General features: G+C 48.9%; 15 protein-coding genes and 2 pseudogenes. 14 read left to right on the top strand and 3 right to left on the bottom strand.

Annotated features, from left to right (window positions below; translation table 11 throughout):
• The 4 genes and pseudogenes from FTE26_RS10340 to FTE26_RS10330 form a co-directional block, all read left to right on the top strand.
• Window positions 1-782 (top strand): RHS repeat-associated core domain-containing protein (locus FTE26_RS10340; protein ID WP_050439524.1); only part of this gene is annotated, 782 nt, incomplete at its 5' end.
• 11 nt (window positions 783-793) lie between these two features.
• Complete coding sequence (locus FTE26_RS10335) at window positions 794-1,255, top strand: sel1 repeat family protein (protein ID WP_000642490.1); 462 nt, start codon at window positions 794-796, stop codon at window positions 1,253-1,255.
• Window positions 1,256-1,288: 33 nt separating this feature from the next.
• Window positions 1,289-1,507: pseudogene (locus FTE26_RS20285) on the top strand (RHS repeat-associated core domain-containing protein); the annotation flags it as partial.
• A gap of 371 nt (window positions 1,508-1,878) precedes the next feature.
• Window positions 1,879-2,399: pseudogene (locus FTE26_RS10330) on the top strand (Imm57 family immunity protein).
• Window positions 2,400-2,858: 459 nt separating this feature from the next.
• Here the strand turns inward: FTE26_RS10330 and FTE26_RS10325 are convergent.
• Both FTE26_RS10325 and FTE26_RS10320 read right to left on the bottom strand, forming a co-directional pair.
• Window positions 2,859-3,995 carry an HlyD family secretion protein gene (locus FTE26_RS10325; protein ID WP_000364939.1) on the bottom strand — a complete coding sequence of 379 codons (1,137 nt, stop codon included), beginning with the start codon at window positions 3,993-3,995 and terminating at the stop codon, window positions 2,859-2,861.
• Window positions 3,996-3,997: 2 nt separating this feature from the next.
• Window positions 3,998-4,360, bottom strand: coding sequence for a DUF3302 domain-containing protein (locus FTE26_RS10320; protein ID WP_085674828.1), 363 nt, complete (start codon window positions 4,358-4,360; stop codon window positions 3,998-4,000).
• A gap of 536 nt (window positions 4,361-4,896) precedes the next feature.
• On the opposite strand from FTE26_RS10320, the gene mtlA reads away from it, so the two are divergent.
• From mtlA to mtlR, 3 genes are all read left to right on the top strand, one after another.
• On the top strand, window positions 4,897-6,810 hold the full coding sequence (gene mtlA / locus FTE26_RS10315) for a PTS mannitol transporter subunit IICBA (protein ID WP_000093258.1): 1,914 nt from the start codon (window positions 4,897-4,899) through the stop codon (window positions 6,808-6,810).
• A gap of 229 nt (window positions 6,811-7,039) precedes the next feature.
• Window positions 7,040-8,188: a mannitol-1-phosphate 5-dehydrogenase gene (mtlD, locus tag FTE26_RS10310; RefSeq protein WP_000645430.1), complete on the top strand. Its 1,149-nt coding sequence runs from the start codon at window positions 7,040-7,042 to the stop codon at window positions 8,186-8,188.
• A complete protein-coding gene (gene mtlR / locus FTE26_RS10305) occupies window positions 8,188-8,775 on the top strand; it encodes a mannitol operon repressor MtlR (protein WP_000228271.1) in 588 nt (195 codons plus the stop codon). The genes mtlD and mtlR overlap by 1 nt, the downstream gene beginning before the upstream one ends.
• Before the next feature lie 11 nt (window positions 8,776-8,786).
• Here the strand turns inward: mtlR and yibT are convergent, their stop codons facing one another.
• Complete coding sequence (gene yibT / locus FTE26_RS10300; RefSeq protein ID WP_000517100.1) at window positions 8,787-8,996, bottom strand: protein YibT; 210 nt, start codon at window positions 8,994-8,996, stop codon at window positions 8,787-8,789.
• A 284-nt stretch (window positions 8,997-9,280) separates the two neighbouring features.
• On the opposite strand from yibT, the gene FTE26_RS10295 reads away from it, so the two are divergent.
• The 7 genes from FTE26_RS10295 (at window position 9,281) to trmL (ending at window position 20,175) form a co-directional block, all read left to right on the top strand.
• Window positions 9,281-9,643, top strand: coding sequence for a YibL family ribosome-associated protein (locus FTE26_RS10295; RefSeq protein WP_000665680.1), 363 nt, complete (start codon window positions 9,281-9,283; stop codon window positions 9,641-9,643).
• Between the two features lie 542 nt (window positions 9,644-10,185).
• The gene (locus FTE26_RS10290) at window positions 10,186-10,869 is read left to right on the top strand and encodes a DUF3251 domain-containing protein (RefSeq protein ID WP_001049544.1); all 684 of its coding nucleotides are present in this window, start codon (window positions 10,186-10,188) and stop codon (window positions 10,867-10,869) included.
• A 43-nt stretch (window positions 10,870-10,912) separates the two neighbouring features.
• Complete coding sequence (locus tag FTE26_RS10285) at window positions 10,913-15,529, top strand: YadA-like family protein (protein WP_001615741.1); 4,617 nt, start codon at window positions 10,913-10,915, stop codon at window positions 15,527-15,529.
• 368 nt (window positions 15,530-15,897) lie between these two features.
• The gene (gene lldP, locus FTE26_RS10280) at window positions 15,898-17,553 is read left to right on the top strand and encodes an L-lactate permease (RefSeq protein WP_001295233.1); all 1,656 of its coding nucleotides are present in this window, start codon (window positions 15,898-15,900) and stop codon (window positions 17,551-17,553) included.
• Window positions 17,553-18,329: a transcriptional regulator LldR gene (gene lldR, locus FTE26_RS10275; protein ID WP_001297449.1), complete on the top strand. Its 777-nt coding sequence runs from the start codon at window positions 17,553-17,555 to the stop codon at window positions 18,327-18,329. The genes lldP and lldR overlap by 1 nt, the downstream gene beginning before the upstream one ends.
• Entirely contained in the window at window positions 18,326-19,516 is a 1,191-nt protein-coding gene (gene lldD, locus FTE26_RS10270; RefSeq protein ID WP_000586964.1) for a quinone-dependent L-lactate dehydrogenase, read from the top strand. The genes lldR and lldD overlap by 4 nt, the downstream gene beginning before the upstream one ends.
• A gap of 185 nt (window positions 19,517-19,701) precedes the next feature.
• The gene (gene trmL / locus FTE26_RS10265) at window positions 19,702-20,175 is read left to right on the top strand and encodes a tRNA (uridine(34)/cytosine(34)/5-carboxymethylaminomethyluridine(34)-2'-O)-methyltransferase TrmL (protein ID WP_000932342.1); all 474 of its coding nucleotides are present in this window, start codon (window positions 19,702-19,704) and stop codon (window positions 20,173-20,175) included.
• The last annotated feature ends 35 nt before the right edge of the window (window positions 20,176-20,210 follow it).

Here is a 20,210-nt window from a genome sequence, read left to right as displayed (position 1 = left end):
ATCGCGGCCTGCCGCTGGCGCTCATCAGCACGGAAGGGGCAACAGCGTGGTGCGCAGAATATGATGAATGGGGCAACCTGCTGAGTGATGAGAACCCGCATCATCTGCAGCAGCTCATTCGCCTGCCGGGTCAGCAGTATGATGAGGAGTCCGGCCTGTATTACAACCGCCACCGCTATTATGACCCGCTGCAGGGGCGGTATATCACTCAGGATCCGATTGGGCTGAAGGGGGGATGGAATTTTTATCAGTATCCGTTGAATCCGGTCATAAATGTAGATCCGCAAGGTTTGGTTGATATAAATTTATACCCCGAAAGTGATCTTATCCATTCTGTAGCTGATGAGATTAATATCCCAGGCGTTTTCACAATCGGGGGGCATGGTACCCCCACATCTATTGAATCCGCAACGCGCAGTATCATGACAGCTAAAGATCTAGCATATCTAATTAAATTTGATGGGAATTATAAAGATGGGATGACAGTTTGGTTATTTTCTTGTAATACAGGTAAAGGACAAAATTCATTTGCTAGCCAATTAGCTAAAGAGTTACATACAAATGTAATAGGACCTGACACGCTATGGACGTGGTGGGGGCGAGGAACTAATGGTAAGTTAAAAATGGATACAGTGCTAACAGCACCAACGAACCTTAATTCAAATAAGGATCTAATGGCTATAACAACAAAAGACCTTGGTAATTGGATAACATATGGGCCATCTGGGCACCCCATTTCTAATATGCAAGGTACGCCAGAAAAACCCAGTGATATAAGATAGGTTGTAGATGTATGAAAGCATGCTTGTTACTATTTTTTTATTTTTCTCTTATTGGTCAATTGCATGGTGCTGATGTGAAAATAAAAGAAAACGAAAGTGTGATGGGATCTACAGCAATGACCTATGATTTAAGTGAAGAAAAGCTGATGAAACTGAAGTATAAATCACAACATGGTGATTCAGAGGCATCATTTCGACTATATCAATATTACTGCTTTACTAAAAATAATATTGATAAACAATTGCGATTCTTGGAAAGATCAGCATCTCAGGGGAATGTTACAGCGCAGTTTAATTATGGGGTCTTTTTATCAGATACAAATCCAACATTATCAGAATATTATAATTTGAATAGAGCTATTTATTGGATGGAATTCGCTGTAAATAACGGTAATATTGATACAAAGAGCAAACTTCAAGAGCTCAAAAAGCTAAAGCGAATGGATAGAAGGAAGAATAAGGAGAATCCGTAAAAGCAATAGTTCATCAGACTGCCGCAGCAGTAGTATGATGATGAATCAGGGCTGTACTATAACTATTATCGGTAACATTAACCGCAGCAGGGGCGGTATAACACTCAGGCTCCGATTGGGCTGGAAGGTAGGTGGAATTTTTATCAGTATCCGTTGAACCCGATTTCTGGAATCGATCCCCTTGGGATTAGCCACCTGTTTATACAGTATAACTTTAGGTATGCTTTCGTGTGTTTCAGATATACCATGTGATGATAATTTTTATGATGTGCTTAGTATTCCAGTCGCTTCTGGTAATAATATGCAATGTAAAAATAATCCCCGTTGTACACATTTATAAATAGATGGCCAATACCTCAAGGCCTATGGAGTTGGAATGTTAATGACCCGGGAGCAAGCAATAGAAAACCTGACGGCATACGATTAGTACCGTCAGTTAATACAGGAACTTATAATCGCAATGGATTTTCAATACATAGTTGTTTAAACGATTTTGGTCCGTCTTTAGGACCTCGATTCTGTTCCGAGGGTTGTATAACTGGTTTATCTAATGACATGCAAAAATTAAATGAGTTAATATTTTCAGAGCCAGATAGCACATTAACAGTTACGGACTAAAAAATATGGCAAGGTTATTAACAATTGTATTTTTTTCTCTATTTCTGCGAGTGCAGTTACTGCAAGACAATTTCAGAGAGAGTTAGATTTGGCAGACAAAGCAATATTATGGGCACTAATATCAGCCAGTAATAAAGAGGGACGAAAAGCGTGTTCACTAAGCTATTTTGCCTGTAAGGCCGCAGAGGCTGAACTCGGACTGGCATATATGGCTGCGAATGATAACAAGGAATTTCTCACATCCTTATCTAATATAATGAGGTACAAAATAGATGCTGGACTTTCCGAATCCTATACATGCTATTTATTAAGTAAGGGAAAGATCATAAGACCATATCTGAAAAATCTAAATCCACTCCAACTTGCCGCTGATTGCATTGAAACAGTAAATAAAATAAAAGATAAGAATAAAAAAATTATTGATATAAATTCAGTTAATATTTGTAGTGATGATAAAAATATAAAATTGAGAGTTAATAGTACTATTATGGCCATTGATGATTCTATAAAGTGCATCGATGAATGATAACTTAATTTTATTTAAAAATATATTAATAACTCACTCTCCAGGAGTTTTTTTAACTTAGTTTTATAATGAATACGATAATTAAAAGTGAAGAAGAAAATAGTTGTATACATATATTCCATGACCCTACATTGTGATCTATAGATTAAATATTTTTTAAATGTGACTGTCATCCTTCAGATAATAAAGCCATCATCGCAATAGATGGAAAAGCACTCCTGCTCTTTTTTGATTAGAGCCGTCGCAGGAGGAACAACTCATATCATCATTGCGATCTCGACGATGTATAGTCTCATCCTGCGGCAGAACAAGACGGATAAAAAATCCAATGAGAGCACACTCATCCAGAACTTATTAACATAATGAATATTAAAGAAAAATCATCGCAGCTAATGAAGTAATATGCAAAAATAATTAGTCCTTACAAGGAGCAAAGTTCCATAATCTCCCCCCTCCCCCTCAATGATCCAAATAAAGATAATGCATCCAGCTGGTCATTCTTAGCAGCACTTTCCGCATCACCGAAACATGGCTGAAATGGTCGGAGTAAACCGCCACCTGGGCGTAGATGCCGTCGGGTAAGGCATCGATATCATCGTTAGGGTCCAGTTCAATGGTTCCCAGCACACCGTCCGTGCCGGGCACGACCGTTAATGATTGCAATACCCCCTGCGCCTGATAAGAACCGCCTGGCACGACAGGTAAAATACTAGTCAGTTTGCCGTGAAACACCTGCCCAGGTAGCGCGTTAAACACCACTTCCGCATCATCGCCGGGTTTCAGACGTAACAGCGAGTTTTGCCGAAATTGGGCGACAATTTGCCGTTTTTGCTCGGGGATGAAGACCATCACCGGACGCAGCGGCAAGGCAGCTGCGTATGTACCTGGGCGGATCAGTACCTGAGTAACGTAGCCATTGCTCGGCGCGCGAATGACAGTCTGCTCAAGGTTATATTTTGCTTCAGTAAGTTGCGCTCTTAAGCTCACAATCTGCGATTGCTCGCCGTTAACCATACTGTCGAGCTGGCTCTGGATCTGCGCCTGCTCCGCCACCGAGCCTTTCACCAGCGCATCCTGCGCGAGGAAATTTTGCCGCGCATCGTCGATGTCACGTTCCGAGAACGGATTCACCGCCGCCTGGCTGCCTTTCAAGTAACGTTGATAATTTTTAAACAGACGGTCGCGCTCCGCTGAAACCTGGGTGGTGTTGGCCTGCGCTTCAGTGAGCTGCGCACGCAGCGTCTTTATATTATGCGTCGCCGTCATCAGGTCAGCCTGAAGTCTGTCAACTCGCGCCTGGTAACGAACCGGGTCGAGCTTAAAAAGCACCTCGCCCTTTTGAATAAGCTGATTATTCTTGTCAGTGACTTCAGTAACAATTCCCGTCACCTGTGGCGTGATGGGGATCGCTATCACTGCCTTTTGCGCGGTAAAAGTGTAAGGGTGGTTGTAGTTCATCAACAAAATCAAACCACTCACCAGAAACACGCCACCCAGCGCCGCCGTCGCCAGCGTCCACTGATTCACCGGAATACGAAAGATTTTAAAGACCGCCCACGCCAGCGCCACGTAAGTTAAAACAATCAATAGATCCATAATTAGATCTCCGGGAACGTGGAATAGTCAGTCTTTTTCTCGGCGGCGAGTTGATGCTCCAGCCGGGAAATTCGGTCAGAAAGTGCGGCGATTTCCGGGTCAGTCGCTTTCTCCTGCGACGCAACATGTGACTGCATACCCCAGCCACGCTCCGGTTGATAGAGCGTCGCCCAGATCCACAGAAACGGCCAGATAACATGCAGAGTAAACAGGCTCACCCAGCCCGCCGTATGAATAGCGTCGGCATGGGGATGGTTGCGCTTTTTGGCAATCAGATAAGGGATGTCATGTATCGCGATGATTCCATAAAAAATCACCAGAAAGACGAAGAACAGCACTCCCAACGCGAAATAGTTTAGAAACATATCTGCCTCGGATTCACGTTTATCAGTGTTGTTTTTGGGCTGGCAGCCAGAAGGGAGTCAGGCTGATATTTTGACAATAATCCGGGTTCGCGATTCTCGCCATAACACCAAAGAATAATTTTTAGAGGTGATGAGTTGCTTAGTTACATAACGATTGTATGACGAAGGCATAACATGCTGTAGATCACATCAGGTGAACGCCGTAAGAAAATATCTTGTGATTCAGATCACAAAGATTCAACAAACCATCAAAACAAAAATGTGACACTACTCACATTTAAATGCCATTTTTAGCGAAAATCGCCGCCTTGTTGCTTTTTTACACAAGCGTTTTGTGATGAACGTCACGTCAATTACCTCTCTACCCCCTATATTTATGTGATTGATATCACACAAAAGGCCGTCGACTGGACAGTTAACCGATTCAGTGCCAGATTTCGCAGTATCTACAAGGTCCGGCTACCTCTGCCGCCACATTAACAAAAAACCTCGGGCTTCCAGCCTGCGCGACAGCAAACATAAGAAGGGGTGTTTTTATGTCATCCGATATTAAGATCAAAGTGCAAAGCTTTGGTCGTTTCCTCAGCAACATGGTGATGCCAAATATCGGCGCGTTTATCGCGTGGGGTATCATCACCGCGTTATTTATTCCAACAGGGTGGTTACCGAACGAGACGCTGGCGAAGCTGGTCGGGCCGATGATCACTTATCTCCTGCCGCTGCTGATCGGTTATACCGGTGGTAAGCTGGTAGGCGGCGAACGTGGCGGCGTAGTCGGTGCCATCACCACCATGGGCGTTATCGTCGGCGCAGACATGCCGATGTTCCTCGGTTCTATGATTGCAGGTCCGCTGGGCGGCTGGTGCATTAAGCACTTCGACCGCTGGGTAGACGGTAAGATCAAATCCGGTTTTGAGATGCTGGTGAATAACTTCTCCGCAGGCATCATCGGGATGATCCTCGCTATTCTGGCATTCCTCGGCATTGGCCCGATTGTTGAAGCCCTGTCCAAAATGCTGGCTGCGGGCGTTAACTTCATGGTTGTCCATGACATGCTGCCGCTGGCGTCTATCTTTGTTGAACCGGCGAAAATCCTGTTCCTCAACAACGCCATTAACCACGGTATCTTCTCGCCGCTGGGTATTCAGCAGTCCCATGAACTGGGTAAATCAATCTTCTTCCTGATTGAAGCTAACCCAGGTCCAGGTATGGGCGTGCTGCTGGCGTACATGTTCTTTGGTCGTGGTAGCGCTAAACAGTCTGCGGGCGGTGCGGCAATCATCCACTTCCTGGGTGGTATCCACGAAATCTACTTCCCGTATGTGCTGATGAATCCGCGTCTGATCCTCGCAGTCATCCTCGGCGGTATGACTGGCGTGTTCACGCTGACTATCCTGGGCGGTGGTCTGGTTTCTCCGGCATCTCCGGGTTCTATCCTTGCTGTACTGGCGATGACACCAAAAGGTGCTTATTTCGCTAACATCGCGGGTGTGTGTGCGGCGATGGCTGTCTCCTTCGTTGTCTCTGCTATTTTGCTGAAAACCAGCAAAGTGAAAGAAGAAGATGATATTGAAGCAGCAACTCGTCGTATGCAGGACATGAAAGCTGAGTCTAAAGGCACATCTCCGCTGTCTGCGGGCGATGTGACTAACGACCTGAGCCACGTACGTAAAATCATCGTTGCCTGTGACGCCGGTATGGGTTCAAGTGCGATGGGCGCAGGCGTGCTGCGTAAGAAAATTCAGGATGCAGGTCTGTCACAGATTTCGGTCACTAACAGCGCGATCAACAACCTGCCGCCAGATGTGGACCTCGTCATCACTCACCGTGACCTGACCGAACGCGCTATGCGCCAGGTTCCGCAGGCGCAGCATATTTCGCTGACCAACTTCCTCGACAGCGGCCTGTACACCAGCCTAACCGAACGTCTCGTTGCTGCCCAGCGCCATACTGAAAACGAAGTGAAAGTGAAAGACAGTCTGAAAGACAGCTTTGACGATTCCAGTGCTAACCTGTTCAAACTGGGCGCGGAGAACATCTTCCTCGGTCGCAAAGCAGCAACCAAAGAAGAAGCGATTCGTTTTGCTGGCGAGCAGCTGGTGAAAGGCGGTTACGTTGAGCCGGAATACGTTCAGGCGATGCTGGATCGTGAAAAACTGACCCCGACTTATCTGGGTGAGTCTATCGCGGTGCCACACGGTACGGTTGAAGCGAAAGATCGCGTACTGAAAACGGGCGTGGTGTTCTGCCAGTACCCGGAAGGCGTGCGCTTCGGTGAAGAAGAAGATGACATTGCCCGTCTGGTGATTGGTATTGCAGCCCGTAACAACGAGCACATTCAGGTTATCACCAGCCTGACCAATGCACTGGATGATGAGTCCGTCATCGAGCGTCTGGCACACACCACCAGCGTGGATGAAGTGCTGGAACTGCTGGCAGGTCGTAAGTAATCCAATCCCACCCTCTCCACATGGAGAAGGTGGGGTTAATTGCCTGATGCGCTACGCTTATCAGGCCTACAGGATGCATCACAATTTGTTGAATTTGCACGTTCTTGTAGGCCGGATAAGGCGCTTACGCCGCATCCGGCGCGGCCCCTCTCCTCACGGAGAGGGTTTGGGTGAGGGAAAAGCCTCACCCCAGCCCTCTCGGGTAAAAACATTGATGAAGGTTAATACTATGAAAGCATTACATTTTGGCGCAGGTAATATCGGTCGTGGCTTTATCGGTAAACTGCTGGCAGACGCGGGTATCCAACTGACGTTTGCCGATGTCAATCAGGTGGTACTTGATGCCCTGAATGCCCGTCATAGCTATCAGGTTCATGTGGTTGGTGAAACCGAGCAGGTAGATACCGTTTCCGGCGTCAATGCTGTCAGCAGCATTGGTGATGATGTCGTTGATCTGATTGCTCAGGTCGATTTAGTCACTACCGCCGTTGGCCCGGTTGTGCTGGAACGTATTGCTCCGGCTATCGCCAAAGGGCTGGTGAAACGCAAAGAACAAGGTAATGAATCCCCGCTGAACATCATCGCCTGTGAAAACATGGTACGCGGTACCACGCAGCTGAAAGGCCATGTGATGAACGCCCTGCCGGAAGACGCCAAAGCGTGGGTAGAAGAACACGTTGGCTTTGTCGATTCCGCCGTTGACCGCATCGTACCGCCTTCGGCTTCGGCAACTAACGATCCGCTGGAAGTGACGGTAGAAACTTTCAGCGAATGGATTGTCGATAAAACGCAGTTCAAAGGCACACTGCCGAACATCCCAGGCATGGAGTTAACCGACAACCTGATGGCATTTGTCGAACGTAAACTCTTCACCCTGAACACGGGTCATGCTATAACCGCGTACCTCGGAAAACTGGCCGGTCATCAGACCATTCGTGACGCTATTCTCGACGAGAAAATCCGCGCGGTGGTAAAAGGTGCGATGGAAGAAAGTGGTGCGGTACTGATCAAGCGCTACGGCTTTGACGCAGACAAACATGCGGCGTACATCCAGAAAATCCTCGGTCGTTTTGAGAACCCGTATCTGAAAGATGATGTAGAGCGCGTAGGCCGTCAGCCGCTGCGTAAACTGAGTGCTGGCGACCGTCTGATCAAGCCACTGCTCGGTACGCTGGAATACAGCCTTCCGCACAAGAATCTGATTCAGGGGATTGCTGGTGCAATGCACTTCCGCAGTGAAGATGATCCGCAGGCTCAGGAACTGGCAGCACTGATCGCTGACAAAGGTCCGCAGGCGGCGCTGGCACAGATTTCCGGTCTTGATGCCAACAGCGAGGTTGTATCCGAGGCGGTAACCGCTTATAAAGCAATGCAATAATGGTGGACCAGGCGCAGGACACCCTGCGCCCGAATAACAGATTGTCAGATATGCAGGCAACAATGGAACAAACCCAGGCCTTTGAAAACCGTGTGCTTGAGCGTCTGAATGCTGGCAAAACCGTGCGAAGCTTTCTGATCACCGCCGTCGAGCTTTTGACCGAGGCGGTAAATCTTCTGGTGCTTCAGGTATTCCGCAAAGACGATTACGCGGTGAAGTATGCTGTAGAACCGTTACTCGACGGCGACGGTCCGCTGGGCGATCTTTCTGTGCGTTTAAAACTCATTTACGGGTTGGGCGTCATTAACCGCCAGGAATACGAAGATGCGGAGCTGCTGATGGCATTGCGTGAAGAACTAAATCACGACGGCAACGAGTACGCCTTTACCGACGACGAGATCCTTGGACCCTTTGGTGAACTGCACTGCGTGGCGGCGTTACCACCGCCGCCACAGTTTGAACCAGCAGACTCCAGTTTGTATGCAATGCAAATTCAGCGCTATCAACAGGCTGTGCGATCAACAATGGTCCTTTCACTGACTGAGCTGATTTCCAGAATCAGCTTAAAAAAAGCCTTTCAAAAGTAAGCAACGTCTGCTTACTGCCCCTCTACCTGCTTCGGCCGATAAAGCCGACGATAATACTCCAGACGTTGTAGATATAACGGCACGCTTTCATCGGGTATTCCGGACGGAATCGCGTTACGGGGAGGAAGTTTTTTCAGATACTCCCGGAACGCCTGGCTTGATGCCATGAAATCTACGGCTTTATCGATAAGAAGCGGAACGTTTTCACCTAATTTGCCCATGATGATATCTCCGTATTACCCCGCGCCGGGAATGCGCGGCCGCCAATTTTAGTTTAGGTTCCCGGTAAAGATGACATTAAGGAAAACGTGCTGAATCCTCAATAATCATCCGCTGCTGTTTATTATCTTTTTTCTATAGATTTCTTAATTAATCAACGAATTGCGTAGTTTTTGAGCATGTTAATGATTACGTTGCAGAACTATTACAATGTCATCAGTTGTGAACAAAGCACCTGGTCGCGCATACTAGGGGCTATAAATTTATCTTTATCAGAAGCCATCACATGAAAGAAGTCGAAAAAAACGAAATCAAACGTCTCAGCGATCGCCTGGACGCCATCCGCCACCAGCAGGCCGATCTGTCGCTGGTTGAAGCCGCAGACAAATATGCCGAGCTGGAAAAAGAGAAAGCCACGCTGGAAGCAGAAATTGCTCGCCTGCGTGAGGTTCATAGCCAAAAACTGAGTAAAGAAGCACAGAAGCTGATGAAGATGCCGTTTCAGCGCGCAATTACCAAAAAAGAGCAGGCTGATATGGGCAAGCTGAAGAAAAGTGTTCGCGGACTGGTGGTTGTGCACCCAATGACCGCGCTGGGCCGTGAAATGGGCCTGCAGGAGATGACTGGATTCTCTAAGACTGCGTTTTAAGCGCCTCAGACGACTGGTTCGATCATATCAACCCGCATCTGGCTTGCCTTAGCTGGTCAATGCGGGGACTCTCCTGTCTACTCGCCTAATTACCAAACAATTCACTCCCTTTACGTCGATTTACCGCTGGTTGATATTCTGAAAATGCATTTTTACCGAAATAGCCACCTATAAACAATAAAAATATATAGAAGATATCATTTATTAATTAACAAGCATTTACGTCTCTTTTTTTCGGATTTAATTGTGAAATTTTAATCATCATATTCATACAATAAATTATCTGTAAATTTTTTCCCAGACATGGTTTCTTTCATATTTGACATTTATTAATAATCATCATTAGAATCCACGAAAATAATATATTCATACAAACACAGACATCTTTTGAAACGAATGATACATTTTTATGATGAATGCTTAAAACAATATTTAATCGACACACATCACTGTCATTAATGTAAAGCAACATAGATCACCAATAATACAATGGACAACTCTACCGGCATTGATCGCTGGTCGGAGGAAATAAGGATTTTTACATGAACTTGAAGAAGATTTTTTTCAGTGCTGTCACTGTTTCAGTTCTCTGCGCATTAACGGGATGTGACTACATTGAAGAAGGCAAGCCAGAAAGTAGTTTACTGAAACAACAAGAAGAACATAATAATAAAATTGTGCTACTTGAAAAACAACAAGCACAGCTAAAGAGTCAACTCGAAACTATTCAAAAACAACAAACTGGCATAATAAACAGTACAAAGACTTTAACTCACGTAATTAAATCCGTTAAAGACCAACAAAATACTTTTATTTTTACCGAGTTTAACCCAGCAAAAACGAAGTATTTCATCCTGAACAACGGTTCGGTGGCTTTAGCGGGTCGAGTGTTATCCATTGACGCCACAGAGAATGGTAGTGTTATTCATATCTCACTGGTCAACTTATTAAGTACACCTATCTCAAACATTGGTTTTAATGCGACATGGGGTGGTGAAAAACCTGTCGATGCCAAAGAGTTTGCCCGGTGGCAACAATTACTTTTCAACACATCAATGAAATCCACATTGAAATTATTACCAGGTCAATGGCAAGACATTAATTTGACCCTGAAGGGTGTATCGCCCAATAACCTGGGATATCTAAAGTTAGCCATCAACATGGAAAATATTCAGTTCGACAATCTTCCCTCTGCTGAAAATCGGCAGAAAAGAAGCAAAAAATAAATGCAGTTAGTACGCTTATAACAAGGAATAGCGAGCATCATTAATGAACAAAATATTTAAAGTTATCTGGAACCCTGCGACAGGGAATTATACTGTTACCAGCGAAACGGCAAAAAGCCGTGGCAAGAAATCTGGGCGCAGTAAGCTGTTAATTTCTGCGCTGGTTGCGGGTGGAATGTTGTCGTCGTTTGGGGCATTGGCGAATGCCGGGAATGACAACGGTCAGGGTGTTGATTACGGTAGTGGATCAGCTGGCGACGGCTGGGTTGCTATAGGCAAAGGGGCGAAAGCAAATACTTTTATGAACACCAGTGGTTCCAGTACTGCTGTGGGTTATGACGCTATAGCTGAAGGCCAATATAGCTCTGCCATCGGGTCAAAAACCCATGCGATTGGCGGTGCATCAATGGCCTTTGGGGTTAGTGCAATATCAGAAGGCGATAGAAGTATAGCACTGGGTGCCTCTTCGTATTCATTGGGCCAATACTCAATGGCCCTCGGCCGTTATTCAAAAGCATTGGGTAAATTGTCTATTGCTATGGGGGACTCTTCCAAAGCGGAAGGAGCAAACGCCATTGCCCTGGGAAATGCCACTAAAGCTACTGAGATTATGAGTATTGCTCTTGGCGACACCGCCAATGCGTCAAAAGCGTATTCAATGGCGCTGGGAGCAAGTAGCGTCGCATCTGAAGAAAACGCAATTGCCCTGGGGCGTAGCAGTGTAGCTAGCGGTACTGACAGCCTCGCATTTGGCAGACAATCACTTGCCAGCGCAGCGAACGCTATTGCGATAGGTGCTGAGACCGAAGCCGCTGAAAATGCAACTGCTATTGGCAATAATGCGAAGGCAAAAGGGACTAATAGCATGGCAATGGGGTTCGGAAGCCTTGCCGATAAAGTCAATACTATCGCATTAGGAAATGGCAGCCAGGCTCTGGCAGATAATGCAATCGCCATAGGCCAGGGCAACAAAGCTGATGGCGTGGATGCCATCGCTCTGGGTAATGGTAGCCAGTCGAGAGGCTTAAACACCATTGCCTTAGGCACAGCCAGTAATGCAACTGGTGATAAGAGTCTTGCGCTTGGTAGTAATAGCAGTGCCAACGGTATTAACTCTGTCGCGCTGGGCGCAGATTCCATTGCGGATTTAGACAATACCGTCTCTGTCGGCAATAGTTCATTAAAACGCAAGATCGTTAATGTGAAAAATGGCGCGATCAAGTCTGACAGTTACGATGCCATTAATGGTTCACAGCTTTATGCCATTAGCGACTCGGTAGCAAAAAGGCTTGGAGGAGGGGCTGCAGTAGATGTTGATGACGGTACTGTTACAGCACCAACCTACAATTTAAAAAATGGTAGCAAAAATAACGTAGGGGCTGCGCTCGCTGTACTTGATGAAAACACCCTGCAATGGGACCAAACCAAAGGCAAATACAGCGCTGCTCATGGTACTAGTAGCCCAACTGCCAGCGTAATCACCGATGTTGCGGATGGCACGATTTCAGCCTCCAGTAAGGATGCGGTTAACGGTTCCCAACTGAAAGCTACCAATGACGATGTCGAAGCCAATACCGCCAATATCGCTACTAATACCAGCAACATTGCCACGAATACGGCAAATATTGCCACCAATACCACCAATATCACCAACCTGACGGATTCCGTTGGTGACCTTCAGGCTGATGCCCTGCTCTGGAACGAAACTAAAAAGGCATTCAGTGCAGCTCACGGCCAGGATACCACCAGCAAAATCACCAACGTTAAAGATGCCGACCTGACGGCTGACAGCACTGATGCTGTTAACGGCTCTCAGCTGAAAACCACCAACGATGCTGTGGCGACGAATACCACCAATATCGCCAATAACACTTCCAATATTGCCACTAACACCACCAACATCTCTAATCTGACTGAGACGGTGACTAATCTTGGTGAGGATGCGCTGAAATGGGATAAGGACAATGGTGTCTTCACTGCAGCTCATGGCAACAATACCGCCAGCAAAATCACCAATATCCTGGACGGCACAGTCACTGCAACCAGTTCCGATGCCATTAACGGTAGCCAGCTTTATGACTTAAGCAGCAATATCGCCACCTACTTCGGCGGCAATGCTTCTGTGAATACTGACGGTGTGTTTACCGGTCCAACCTACAAAATCGGTGAAACAAATTATTATAACGTCGGCGATGCACTGGCTGCGATTAACTCCTCATTTAGCACGTCTCTCGGCGATGCTCTGCTTTGGGATGCCACCGCAGGTAAATTCAGTGCCAAACACGGTACTAATGGTGACGCAAGCGTGATCACTGATGTCGCAGATGGTGAAATTTCAGACTCCAGTTCTGACGCAGTAAACGGCTCACAACTCCACGGCGTGAGCAGTTATGTTGTTGATGCGCTGGGGGGTGGTGCCGAAGTCAATGCAGACGGCACCATCACTGCGCCGACGTACACCATTGCTAATGCTGATTACGATAATGTCGGTGATGCCCTGAATGCTATCGATACCACTCTTGACGACGCTCTGCTCTGGGATGCGGACGCCGGTGAAAATGGTGCATTTAGCGCCGCTCACGGAAAAGATAAAACTGCCAGTGTAATCACTAACGTCGCTAACGGTGCAATCTCTGCTGCCAGCAGCGACGCGATTAACGGCTCACAACTCTATACCACCAATAAGTACATCGCTGATGCGCTGGGTGGTGACGCAGAAGTCAACGCTGACGGCACCATCACCGCACCGACTTACACCATTGCGAACGCCGAGTACAACAACGTCGGTGACGCCCTGGATGCGCTTGATGATAACGCCCTGCTGTGGGATGAGACTGCCAATGGCGGTGCTGGAGCCTACAATGCCAGCCATGACGGTAAAGCCAGCATCATCACTAATGTCGCTAATGGCAGTATTAGTGAGGACAGTACCGATGCAGTGAACGGTTCTCAGTTGAATGCGACGAATATGATGATTGAGCAGAACACCCAAATTATCAATCAGCTCGCTGGTAACACCGACGCAACCTATATCCAAGAAAACGGTGCGGGTATTAACTATGTGCGTACTAACGACGACGGCTTAGCGTTCAACGACGCCAGCGCACAGGGTGTTGGCGCTACAGCTATAGGTTATAACTCTGTCGCCAAAGGCGATAGCAGCGTAGCTATTGGTCAGGGCAGCTACAGCGACGTTGATACGGGTATCGCCCTGGGTAGCAGCTCTGTTTCCAGCCGAGTGATTGCCAAAGGCTCCCGTGACACCAGCATAACGGAAAATGGCGTTGTTATTGGTTACGACACCACGGATGGCGAACTGCTCGGTGCATTGTCTATCGGTGATGACGGTAAATATCGTCAAATCATCAACGTAGCCGATGGTTCCGAAGCCCATGACGCCGTTACGGTTCGTCAATTGCAGAATGCGATTGGTGCGGTCGCAACCACGCCGACTAAATACTTCCACGCTAATTCAACGGAAGAAGATTCACTGGCAGTGGGAACTGACTCGCTGGCAATGGGTGCGAAAACCATCGTGAATGGCGATAAAGGTATTGGTATCGGTTATGGTGCCTACGTGGACGCGAATGCACTTAACGGCATTGCCATTGGTAGCAATGCGCAAGTCATTCATGTCAACAGTATTGCGATAGGTAATGGTTCTACGACCACTCGTGGCGCTCAAACCAATTATACCGCCTACAACATGGACGCACCGCAGAACTCTGTCGGTGAATTCTCAGTCGGTAGTGCGGATGGTCAACGTCAGATCACTAACGTCGCAGCAGGTTCGGCTGATACCGATGCGGTCAACGTGGGTCAGTTGAAAGTAACGGATGCGCAGGTTTCCCAGAATACCCAGAGCATTACTAACCTGGATAATCGGGTAACGAATCTTGATTCACGCGTCACCAATATCGAAAACGGTATTGGCGATATCGTCACCACCGGTAGCACCAAGTACTTCAAGACCAATACCGATGGTGTAGATGCCAGCGCGCAGGGTAAAGATAGCGTCGCGATTGGTTCTGGCTCCATTGCTGCCGCGGATAACAGCGTCGCACTGGGTACAGGGTCTGTGGCAACCGAAGAAAATACGATCTCTGTAGGCTCATCTACTAATCAACGTCGTATCACCAACGTAGCCGCAGGTAAAAACGACACCGATGCTGTTAACGTGGCACAGTTGAAGTCTTCCGAAGCTGGCGGTGTGCGTTACGACACCAAAGCTGATGGTTCTATCGACTATAGCAATATCACCCTCGGTGGCGGCAACGGCGGTACGACTCGTATCAGCAACGTCTCCGCTGGCGTCAACAACAACGACGCGGTGAATTACGCGCAGTTGAAGCAAAGCGTGCAGGAAACGAAGCAATACACCGATCAGCGAATGGTTGAGATGGATAACAAACTGTCTAAAACTGAAAGCAAGTTGAGCGGTGGTATCGCTTCTGCAATGGCAATGACCGGTCTGCCGCAGGCTTATACACCGGGTGCCAGCATGGCTTCTATTGGTGGCGGTACTTACAACGGTGAATCGGCAGTTGCTTTAGGTGTATCGATGGTGAGCGCCAATGGTCGTTGGGTCTACAAATTACAAGGTAGTACCAATAGCCAGGGTGAATACTCCGCCGCACTCGGTGCCGGTATTCAGTGGTAATGATCCATTAAGTTAGTGTGACTAAGGGCAAACGCCAAATTGCCTGATGCGTTACGCGCATCAGGCAAGATAAGGCGCTCCGGGTCAACAATCTAAGGGCAATTCTCTGATGAGGATTGCCCTTTTTCTTTACCAGACATCTCCCCCCACAAGAATTGGCCCTACCAATTCTTCGCTTATCTGACCTCTGGTTCACAATTCCCCAATTAAAACTCACATCAATATTGCCAATACATAACATTTAGTTAACCATTCATTGTCATTATCCCTACACAACACAATTGGCAGTGCCACTTTTACACAACGTGTGACAAGGAGATGAGCAACAGACTCATTACACGATGTGCGTGGACTCCAGGAGACCTGCAATGAATCTCTGGCAACAAAACTACGATCCCGCCGGGAATATCTGGCTTTCCAGTCTGATAGCATCGCTTCCCATCCTGTTTTTCTTCTTTGCGCTGATTAAGCTCAAACTGAAAGGATACGTCGCCGCCTCGTGGACGGTGGCAATCGCCCTTGCCGTGGCTTTGCTGTTCTATAAAATGCCGGTCGCTAACGCGCTGGCCTCGGTGGTTTATGGTTTCTTCTACGGGTTGTGGCCCATCGCGTGGATCATTATTGCAGCGGTGTTCGTCTATAAGATCTCGGTGAAAACCGGGCAGTTTGACATCATTCGCTCGTCTATTCTTTCGATAACCCCTGACCAGCGTCTGCAAATGCTGATCGTCGGTTTCTGTTTCGGCGCGTTCCTTGAAGGAGCCGCAGGCTTTGGCGCACCGGTAGCAATTACCGCCGCATTGCTGGTCGGCCTGGGTTTTAAACCGCTGTACGCCGCCGGGCTGTGCCTGATTGTTAACACCGCGCCAGTGGCATTTGGTGCGATGGGCATTCCAATCCTGGTTGCCGGACAGGTAACAGGTATCGACAGCTTTGAGATTGGTCAGATGGTGGGGCGGCAGCTACCGTTTATGACCATTATCGTGCTGTTCTGGATCATGGCGATTATGGACGGCTGGCGCGGTATCAAAGAGACGTGGCCTGCGGTCGTGGTTGCGGGCGGCTCGTTTGCCATCGCTCAGTACCTTAGCTCTAACTTCATTGGGCCGGAGCTGCCGGACATTATCTCTTCGCTGGTATCACTGCTCTGCCTGACGCTGTTCCTCAAACGCTGGCAGCCAGTGCGTGTATTCCGTTTTGGTGATTTGGGGGCGTCACAGGTTGATATGACGCTGGCCCACACCGGTTACACTGCGGGTCAGGTGTTACGTGCCTGGACACCGTTCCTGTTCCTGACAGCTACCGTAACACTGTGGAGTATCCCGCCGTTTAAAGCCCTGTTCGCATCGGGTGGCGCGCTGTATGAGTGGGTGATCAATATTCCGGTGCCGTACCTCGATAAACTGGTTGCCCGTATGCCGCCAGTGGTCAGCGAGGCTACAGCCTATGCCGCCGTGTTTAAGTTTGACTGGTTCTCTGCCACCGGCACCGCCATTCTGTTTGCTGCACTGCTCTCGATTGTCTGGCTGAAGATGAAACCGTCTGACGCTATCAGCACCTTCGGCAGCACGCTGAAAGAACTGGCTCTGCCCATCTACTCCATCGGTATGGTGCTGGCATTCGCCTTTATTTCGAACTATTCCGGACTGTCATCAACACTGGCGCTGGCACTGGCGCACACCGGTCATGCATTCACCTTCTTCTCGCCGTTCCTCGGCTGGCTGGGGGTATTCCTGACCGGGTCGGATACCTCATCTAACGCCCTGTTCGCCGCGCTGCAAGCCACCGCAGCACAACAAATTGGCGTCTCTGATCTGTTGCTGGTTGCCGCCAATACCACCGGTGGCGTCACCGGTAAGATGATCTCCCCGCAATCTATCGCTATCGCCTGTGCGGCGGTAGGCCTGGTGGGCAAAGAGTCTGATTTGTTCCGCTTTACTGTCAAACACAGCCTGATCTTCACCTGTATAGTGGGCGTGATCACCACGCTTCAGGCTTATGTCTTAACGTGGATGATTCCTTAATGATTGTTTTACCCAGACGCCTGTCAGACGAGGTTGCCGATCGTGTGCGGGCGCTGATTGATGAAAAAAACCTGGAAGCGGGCATGAAGTTGCCCGCTGAGCGCCAACTGGCGATGCAACTCGGCGTATCACGTAATTCACTGCGCGAGGCGCTGGCAAAACTGGTGAGTGAAGGCGTGCTGCTCAGTCGACGCGGCGGCGGGACGTTTATTCGCTGGCGTCATGACACATGGTCGGAGCAAAACATCGTCCAGCCGCTAAAAACACTGATGGCCGATGATCCGGATTACAGTTTCGATATTCTGGAAGCCCGCTACGCCATTGAAGCCAGCACCGCATGGCATGCGGCAATGCGCGCCACACCTGGCGACAAAGAAAAGATTCAGCTTTGCTTTGAAGCAACGCTAAGTGAAGACCCGGATATCGCCTCACAAGCGGACGTTCGTTTTCATCTGGCGATTGCCGAAGCCTCACATAACATCGTGCTGCTGCAAACCATGCGCGGTTTCTTCGATGTCCTGCAATCCTCAGTGAAGCATAGCCGTCAGCGGATGTATCTGGTGCCACCGGTTTTTTCACAACTGACCGAACAACATCAGGCTGTCATTGACGCCATTTTTGCTGGTGATGCCGACGGGGCGCGTAAAGCAATGATGGCGCACCTTAGTTTTGTTCACACCACCATGAAACGATTCGATGAAGATCAGGCTCGCCACGCACGGATTACCCGCCTGCCCGGTGAGCATTATGAGCATTCGAGGGAGAAAAACGCATGATTATTTCCGCAGCCAGCGATTATCGCGCCGCAGCGCAACGCATTCTGCCGCCGTTCCTGTTCCACTATATGGATGGTGGTGCATATTCTGAATACACGCTGCGCCGCAACGTGGAAGATTTGTCAGAAGTGGCACTGCGCCAGCGTATTCTGAAAAACATGTCTGACTTAAGCCTGGAAACGACGCTGTTTAATGAGAAATTGTCGATGCCGGTAGCACTGGCACCGGTGGGTTTGTGTGGCATGTATGCGCGTCGTGGCGAAGTTCAGGCAGCCAAAGCGGCGGACGCGCATGGCATTCCGTTTACTCTCTCGACGGTTTCCGTTTGCCCGATTGAAGAAGTCGCGCCAGCCATCAAGCGCCCAATGTGGTTCCAGCTTTATGTACTGCGCGATCGCGGCTTTATGCGTAACGCGCTGGAGCGAGCAAAAGCAGCGGGTTGTTCGACGCTGGTTTTCACCGTGGATATGCCGACACCGGGCGCACGCTACCGTGATGCGCATTCAGGTATGAGCGGCCCAAATGCGGCAATGCGCCGCTACTTGCAGGCGGTGACGCATCCGCAATGGGCGTGGGATGTGGGCCTGAACGGTCGTCCACATGATTTAGGTAATATCTCAGCTTATCTCGGCAAACCGACCGGACTGGAAGATTACATCGGCTGGCTGGGGAATAACTTCGATCCGTCCATCTCATGGAAAGACCTTGAGTGGATCCGCGATTTCTGGGATGGCCCGATGGTGATCAAAGGGATCCTCGATCCGGAAGATGCGCGCGATGCAGTACGTTTTGGTGCTGATGGAATTGTGGTTTCTAACCACGGTGGCCGCCAGCTGGACGGTGTACTCTCTTCCGCTCGTGCGTTGCCCGCTATTGCAGATGCGGTGAAAGGTGATATCGCCATTCTGGCGGATAGCGGAATTCGTAACGGGCTTGATGTCGTGCGTATGATTGCGCTCGGTGCCGACACCGTACTTCTGGGTCGTGCTTTCCTGTATGCGCTGGCAACAGCGGGCCAGGCGGGTGTAGCTAACCTGCTAAATCTGATCGAGAAAGAGATGAAAGTGGCAATGACGCTGACTGGCGCGAAATCGATCAGTGAAATTACGCAAGATTCGCTGGTGCAGGGGCTGGGTAAAGAGTTGCCTACGGCACTGGCTCCGATGGCGAAAGGGAATGCGGCATAGTCGTTTGAGCCCCCTCACCCTAACCCTCTCCCTCAGGGAGTGGGGACCGTTCGGCGCTGTATGTACTCCCTCACTCTGAAACGACACCGCACTCTTTTTTTCTCCCTCGCCCCTCCGGGGTGAGGGGAAAAGGCCGCACTGCTCACCAATTTTCTGCTATCCTGCCCCCGCACTAAGGGGGCAGTATGCTAAACATCGTACTTTACGAACCAGAAATTCCGCCAAATACTGGCAATATCATCCGTCTTTGCGCTAATACCGGCTTTCGTCTGCATATCATCGAACCGATGGGATTTGCCTGGGACGATAAGCGCCTGCGCCGCGCGGGGCTGGACTATCACGAGTTTACCGCCGTTACGCGTCATCATGACTTTCGCGCATTCCTCGAAGCAGAAAATCCCCAGCGCCTGTTTGCCCTCACCACGAAAGGTACGCCTGCTCACAGCGCCGTAAACTATCAGGATGGCGATTATCTGATGTTCGGCCCGGAAACACGCGGCCTGCCAGCGAGCATTCTTGATGCCCTGCCCGCTGAACAAAAAATTCGCATTCCGATGGTGCCGGACAGCCGCAGCATGAACCTGTCCAATGCGGTGTCAGTTGTGGTGTATGAAGCCTGGAGGCAGCTGGGATATCCGGGAGCGTTGTTGAGAGATTAGTTACTGTATGCCGGATAGATGATTACATCGCATCC

The sequence above is a fragment of the Escherichia sp. S10b genome (assembly GCF_028421345.1).
Lineage (GTDB): Bacteria > Pseudomonadota > Gammaproteobacteria > Enterobacterales > Enterobacteriaceae > ECMA0423.
The sequence above is the reverse complement of the archived record's forward strand: the minus strand, read 5'-3'. Positions and strand labels throughout refer to the sequence as shown.